General features: G+C 59.1%; 4 protein-coding genes and 3 pseudogenes. 6 read left to right on the top strand and 1 reads right to left on the bottom strand.

Annotated elements, in window-relative coordinates; genetic code table 11:
* Positions 1-311: 311 nt before the first annotated feature.
* Both QN224_RS33280 and QN224_RS33275 read left to right on the top strand, forming a co-directional pair.
* Positions 312-770, top strand: coding sequence for a helix-turn-helix domain-containing protein (locus QN224_RS33280; RefSeq protein ID WP_283980131.1), 459 nt, complete (start codon positions 312-314; stop codon positions 768-770).
* Between the two features lie 2 nt (positions 771-772).
* Positions 773-1,363, top strand: a complete 591-nt coding sequence (locus tag QN224_RS33275; RefSeq protein WP_283980130.1) for a PIN domain-containing protein — start codon at positions 773-775, stop codon at positions 1,361-1,363.
* Positions 1,364-1,478: 115 nt separating this feature from the next.
* On the opposite strand, the pseudogene QN224_RS33270 reads toward QN224_RS33275, so the two are convergent.
* Positions 1,479-2,215, bottom strand: a pseudogene (locus QN224_RS33270) (IS110 family transposase).
* A 253-nt stretch (positions 2,216-2,468) separates the two neighbouring features.
* On the opposite strand from QN224_RS33270, the gene QN224_RS33265 reads away from it, so the two are divergent.
* The 4 genes and pseudogenes from QN224_RS33265 to QN224_RS33255 form a co-directional block, all read left to right on the top strand.
* The gene (locus QN224_RS33265) at positions 2,469-3,842 is read left to right on the top strand and encodes an alpha/beta hydrolase (RefSeq protein ID WP_283980129.1); all 1,374 of its coding nucleotides are present in this window, start codon (positions 2,469-2,471) and stop codon (positions 3,840-3,842) included.
* Positions 3,843-3,931: 89 nt separating this feature from the next.
* Positions 3,932-4,166 (top strand): annotated as a pseudogene (locus QN224_RS34035) (Fic family protein); the annotation flags it as partial.
* A 477-nt stretch (positions 4,167-4,643) separates the two neighbouring features.
* A complete protein-coding gene (locus QN224_RS33260) occupies positions 4,644-5,489 on the top strand; it encodes an AraC family transcriptional regulator (protein ID WP_283980132.1) in 846 nt (281 codons plus the stop codon).
* Positions 5,490-6,076: 587 nt separating this feature from the next.
* Positions 6,077-6,199: pseudogene (locus QN224_RS33255) on the top strand (MBL fold metallo-hydrolase); the annotation flags it as partial.

Genomic DNA, 6,199 nt, shown 5'->3' with positions numbered 1-6,199 from the left:
GATCGTGGTAACCTCAGGCACGGACGCCTCCCTCCAATGGTTGCAACACCGCCATTCTGGCACAGCGATGCCGTCGGGGGGCGTCCACCCCATCACCCACCTGAGACGATCGATTGATGACCGAAGACACCGCCGCCCTCGGGAGTCGAACTGTGCATCCGTCACCTTGAACGGTACCGACTGCAGACGAGGGATTTCAACAAAGCCGGTGTTGAGCCGGCTCTGAGAGCTTCGGGCGTTTTCGTTTATTTCGTTTATTGCGTCTGCTTCGAATATAGGGTAGAAATGGCTTCAAATGGAGGGTTATCAAAATGACAGTTCCAGCAGCAGCCCAGGAACTGGGCGGGCGCCTGCCGTCGGCCTCCGAAAAAGCTGCCGCGAACCACCTGCGGAAGATACTGGCGGCTCAGGCTACCGGCGACGCAAAATTGCGCGTGCTCGACGATGAGACGCAGCAGGCAACGGAGATTACCCTCACCCCAGCGCTGTCCAGTCTCCTAATGGAGCTGTTGCGTCATATCGGCAAAGGTGACGCGGTGACGCTCGTTCCCGTCAGCAAGATGCTGACGACGCAACAAGCGGCGGATATTCTCAATGTATCGCGGCCATTCCTGATTTCCCTCCTCGACAGGGGCGAGATCGAGTACTCGCTTGTTGGTCGACATCGAAGGATTCAGGCTGATCATCTGTTCAAATTCAAGAAGGAACGCGACGAGAAGCGGAGCAAGGCCCTTGCAGATCTTGCCGAGTTGGACGCGGAGCATCTGTAAGCTTGTTCGCTAATCGCTTCACCGCCTTGGTCGACGCCTGCACACTCGCAAGTGCGCTAAAGCGCAACTTGCTGCTAACCCTTGCGGAAGCGGAATTTTTCCGCCTCCGCTGGTCCGCAATTATTCTTGATGAGACCCAGAAGGCCATCGAGAAGATCCTAGCCGATAAGCACGTCGCCGACGCCACCGTACGTGCATCGCGCGCAAGAGCAAGTATGGAGGCTGCATTCGAGGAAGCGATGGTCGTTGATTTTGATCAGTTTCTCTCCGCTTGCGAGGGTCTCCCCGACGAAAACGACGCGCATGTAGTTGCAGCTGCTCTGAAGACGCAGGCCGCGGTAATTGTGACCGATAATCTGAGAGACTTCCCCGAGGAATTGCTCCGCCGGTTGAACCTTGAAGCGAGGTCGGCCGATGCCTTTGTCGCTGATACAATCGCCTTAGATACCGGTAGTGCGGTAGCAGCGATTAGGCGCATGAGAGAGCGCTTCAGAAAGCCGGAAAAAACCGCCGATGTCCTTCTTTTGGATATGGAGGCAAACGGCCTTACGGAAACCGTGGACGTCCTAAAGCCCCACATTCTCTCGCTTTAGGTTCCTCTTCGGAGCGCCGCAACTCCATAGCCGTATTCCCGTTGATACGTTATACGATCTCCTATAACGGGCTTCTGTAGCGGGCTTTGCGTCGCGAACTTGGTCGAGCGTCGGCTCAGATGGCCGTTCTCTCTTGTCGGTCGATGTCGAAGGACTTGCCGTGGCGCAGCACGCTCCAGGCGATCCTCGCCAGCTTGGTTGCCAAGGCGGTGGCCAGCTTGTTGCGGTGGAGCCGTGGCGCGGCATTCTGCAACCACGGCCCGAAGCTGAAGCACCCCCAGTTGTGTGGCCGCATCAGAAGCACTTTCGCCGCCTGAATGAACAACGTCCGAATATACCTGCTGCCTCGCTTCGAGATGCGCCCGAGGATCGGCTTGCCACCGGTACTGTGCTGCCGAGGCACAAGGCCGAGCCAAGCGCCAAAGTCGCGGCCGCGGTCGAAGGCCTCGCCCGTGCCGATCGCTGCCACCACCGCCGTCGAGATGAGCGGACCGACGCCGGGAACACTCATCAGGCGGCGGCAATTCGCCTCGCTCCGACTGATCTCTTCGACTTCGCGCGTGACCGTTTCGATACGCTCGTCGAGCCACAGCCAGTCCTCGTAAAGGCCGACGATCAGCTCGCTCATTCGCGGCGTGTGCGACTGACGAAATGCGCGCTCAGGCAGGCTTCCATGCCGACAATGCATGGCGGCAACTTCCTGAACAAGTCGGCAAGGGCCAATCGCTTGATCTTGCGACGGAAGGCGATCTTCCCGTCAGTATCGAAGCCAACGATGTGAAAGACGTCCTTGCCGATGTCGATGCCGATCGTCGTTAGCGTCGGAAAAGGGTCCTCGGTCTTGATCTCCATGGCTGCTTCTCCTGTTGTCGCGGGTACCAGCCTGTGCAGACTAACCCGCCGGGGGAGGAGCCGGTCCATCCCATTAGCGGACAACGGTGCCTACGCGATGAATGGCTCGAATGAGCCAAAAGCGGACATGGCTGGCACTATCTCCCATAGACGGATTTGCGCCAAGAGCGGTCAAGTGCGATCACCGGAGCGCGCCGGAACGGATTTACGCACGCTGCTAAACACGGTACAAAAACCTGGAGGGGGAAACCATGTGGCAAATAGCTATTGCGTTGCTGGACTTGGTCTTGGCCGCAAATTCACCAGCTATGTTGGACAGGTCGGATTAAGAAACTTTTGCCGGGCGTGGGCAGGGTTCCTCTTGCTTGCCGGCGTTGCTGGTTGTGTTACGCAGCCCGTGGAGCTTGCAACGCTGCCCGTTACTGAGTCGCCAGCGTCGGAAAGCGTTCAGGCCCTTCGGTCCCCCCCGAGTTCCGGAACCTTCGACCTCCTCTACATTACCGACCGCGCACCTGTAACCGGTCCGGACAGCACGTTGTCTTATAGTGCCGAAAGAGCCATCTTCTTGAGCTTCGGATCGGTGTCGATCACCCCGACACGCAACTCTCCCACCAGCAAAAATGGGTTGCGTGTCAGCGCGGTTTCCGAGACTGCCCGGTTTCCAGCGACACCCTACGGCGTTGAGGCGACCGCAAACGGGCTACGCCGCCCGCTGGCGGCAGTCGCGGCCCACGACCAGGCCGCCGCATTGCTGCAGGCCGAAGTCGCTCGTCGGCTCGCAGCAGCCGATCGTAAAGAAGTCGTGGTCTTTATTCACGGATACGGCAATAGCTTCGACGACGCCGCGCTCACCACGGGCGAGATTTGCAGGTCGCTGCAGAACCAGTTTGTCTGCGTTGTCCTGACTTGGCCAGCTGGAGGCTCCCGCGGCTTATTCTTTGGCTACAACATCGACCGCGAGTCGAGCGAGTTTGCAGTCGCAGACCTTAAGAAAGCCATTCGCATCATCGCCGAAGCTCAGGGTGTCGAGCGGCTTCACCTCTTGGCGCATAGCCGCGGAACTGATGTGCTCGCGAGTGTGGTCCAGCAACTCAGCATCGAAGCCTATGTTAGCCGATCCTCAATGTGGCAGCGCTATAAGATCGCGAATGTGGTGTTTTTCGCTCCCGATATTGATCTCGACGTGGCTTCTTCCAAGATGTTCGCGTGGGTATCGGATCCAGACCTTGCCTTCGGCGGCAAATCAAGGCCAAGCACGGTCCCGCCTCAAGGCCCTCTGCATCTCACGGTTTATTCGTCTCCCAGGGACAAAGCGTTGGGGGCATCAACGCTGCTCTTCGGCAGCGCCTTGCGGCTGGGGCAGCTCGCCGTCGACAGGCTTCCCAAGGACAGGAGCGAGGCGGCGTCCAGATGGGCGGGGTCTCAGATGGGAGGGTTGGTCGATTTCATTGAGTTTTCAGGTGGCGGCTTCATTGGCCATAGCTATTTCTCGTCCGACCTGGCTGTTAAGGCTGACTTCATTGCGCTTATCCGCGATAGAGTGAAGGCTGGCGATCCCCGCCGCCAAATCGTCGAAATCAAACGCCCTTTCTGGCGGATATCGGATGTCCAGCAGGCATTGCGATGATCGCTTTGCCCTAATAAACGAAACTGGCGTTTCGTTTATTAGATCCGTGCTAATTAAAGGTGACAGCTTTCCTCGAACTGGAATGTGCATTGAGAAATGACATCGCCGGTAACAATCGTCTTGGTCGTTTCGTGGAGACCGCTGTTGGCGGCGAGCGCGTGAAAGCTTTATACCTCCACCTCTCCACCTCTCCACCTCTCCCCCCATTCGAAATTGCTGGCCTGCTAACGCGGCTTAGTGCGGCCGAACGCGCACTGGCGCCTTGAGGGCGTTTCCATTCTGCTGTCGAACAAGGAGTTGTTCCTTTACATGTCAGTGCGCCGTTGCTGCCGCTCACCTAGGCCGCCGCGCATTTCCTCGTGCCGGCCCATTGCGGACCTTCAGCAGATTGTCATCCGGTTCAGCAAGGTCACCCGTGATATTCAAGATTGGGAGAGACGTTGATACCGGTGGCACTGCGAAACTGCGTGGTATGCGATCGCTTCCCTCAAATCGCGCCCGACAGGCCCGTGGAAAAATACCCCGCGCAGGAACCCCCCTCGGGCTAGGCCTTCGCCGCGTTCCCTGCGTGCCAAATCTAGCCTCGTTTCACGCCACAACAGTCGAGTTTTACTCGCGTTGACACGGGCGGTGTCTGTCGTCATAGTTGCGGCCAAACCCCTCTGCGTCTCCAGCAATCACGAGCCCAGACGAGCACCAGTCATGAGCAAGCCCACCTTGCATGATCGTTCGGGAGATCCGTCTGCCGCGGCGCAAACGAGCAACGCATCGAATGTCAAAGGGCGTGCCGCCGATGCGGAGATGGCCCGCGCGCTCGGGACCACACCATTTCGCATGGCATTGGACCACTCCGGTGGCGGGATCGCCCACTGGAAACATGACCCCTTGCACGACGTCGTCGAGCCGATGAACGATCACGTCATTATGGCTTACAACGGCATGGTACAGCGCATGGAGCGGCGATCAGGAAGATCGGTTTCGCCTGGAACGTTTCGTCGTGGGGTTGTGGTCATCATTCCGGCCGGATCAAGCTCCCGGTGGGATATTCCGAAACCTGTCGATGTTGTTCAGCTCTATCTTCCTCCCGCAATGCTGAAGCGCGTCGCAGACGAAGCTGATACCGCGACCGCGACCAATCTCCTCGACCGAACGGCGCATCCCGACCCCATTACATCCCGCTTGCTCTTGGGCGCGGTCGATGCCCTCGACGGCAATGGGCCCTTGGATACGCTGTTCAGGCAACAGCTGACAGAGCTCCTTGCGACGCGCCTCCTGGTCGCGCACGTCGGCTCGCCAGCCTCCCAGCAGCCAGTCGTCGGTGGCCTGTCGCCGACGGTCCTGCGCCGCGCCATCGAACGGTTACGCTCGGATAGCGATACGGACGTCTCTCTCGCTGCTCTCGCTTCGGATGCCGGCCTGTCGCGCTTCCATTTCTGCCGTTCCTTCAAGGAAACCACCGGGCTTTCGCCGCATGCCTGGCTGCGCCAATACCGGCTCGATCAGGCCATGGACATGCTGCGTGACCCCGATATGTCTGTCGCATCGGTTGCCGCGGCGCTCGGCTATGCCTCGCAAACAGCATTCGCTGCGGCGTTCAGGCAGTTGACCGGCGAGACGCCGAGCGAATGGCGACAGCAATCGCGCTAGCAGGAATTGCTTTTCCGTCAGGTCAATCGCTAGAGGGGCAGCCAGCAATCTGGCTATACTCCATGAGCGATTTCGCAGTACCTCGCGGCGGAAACAGGTCTTCCGTTCAGTTAAAAGACCAGCCACGTCACAAAGGGCGTCATAACCGCGGTCAGCCAGCAGCGCTGGCTTCGGACGCCGGCCTGTCGCGCTTCCAACTCTGCCGAGCCCTCAAGGAGAGCACCGACTCTCGCATCGTCCGGCTGGCCCCAGCCGGACGATGCTGCGCGACACCGACGAATCGGTCGTCTCGATAGCCGCGGCGCTTAGCTCCTCCTCCAGACCGCCTTCGCGGCTGCATTCGGGAGCTGACCCGCGAAACCCTGCGCGATTGGCGGAGGCGCAGTGTTAGCAGCAATCGCTCTATAGCGGCGGCAATCGCTCTGGGGCAGCCGCAAGTCAAGTTCGATAGATTCATCATCGTGACGCACCAGCAATGAACGTGTCACCGATCTCTGAACACCTCACCGGCATCGATCGCGCTTTCAAGCGGAGAGCGCGGTCGGGGCAGGCTTGAGCGCCAACATCGAACGCAGGAGTTTTCAAAGATGAACCAGAATATCTCCAACACACAGCAGCAGACAAACATGAGCTTGGACAACACCTCACCCTCCGGTAGATCGCGACCCGAAGAGTTGGTTCCCTCGCGCTACGCGGTGCAGGTCGGCGAG

It is taken from the genome of Sinorhizobium sp. 7-81, from assembly GCF_030124405.1.
Classification (GTDB): Bacteria; Pseudomonadota; Alphaproteobacteria; order Rhizobiales; family Rhizobiaceae; genus Sinorhizobium; species Sinorhizobium psoraleae.
Note: the sequence above shows the minus strand (reverse complement) of the source record. Positions and strands in the feature narration are given on the sequence as shown.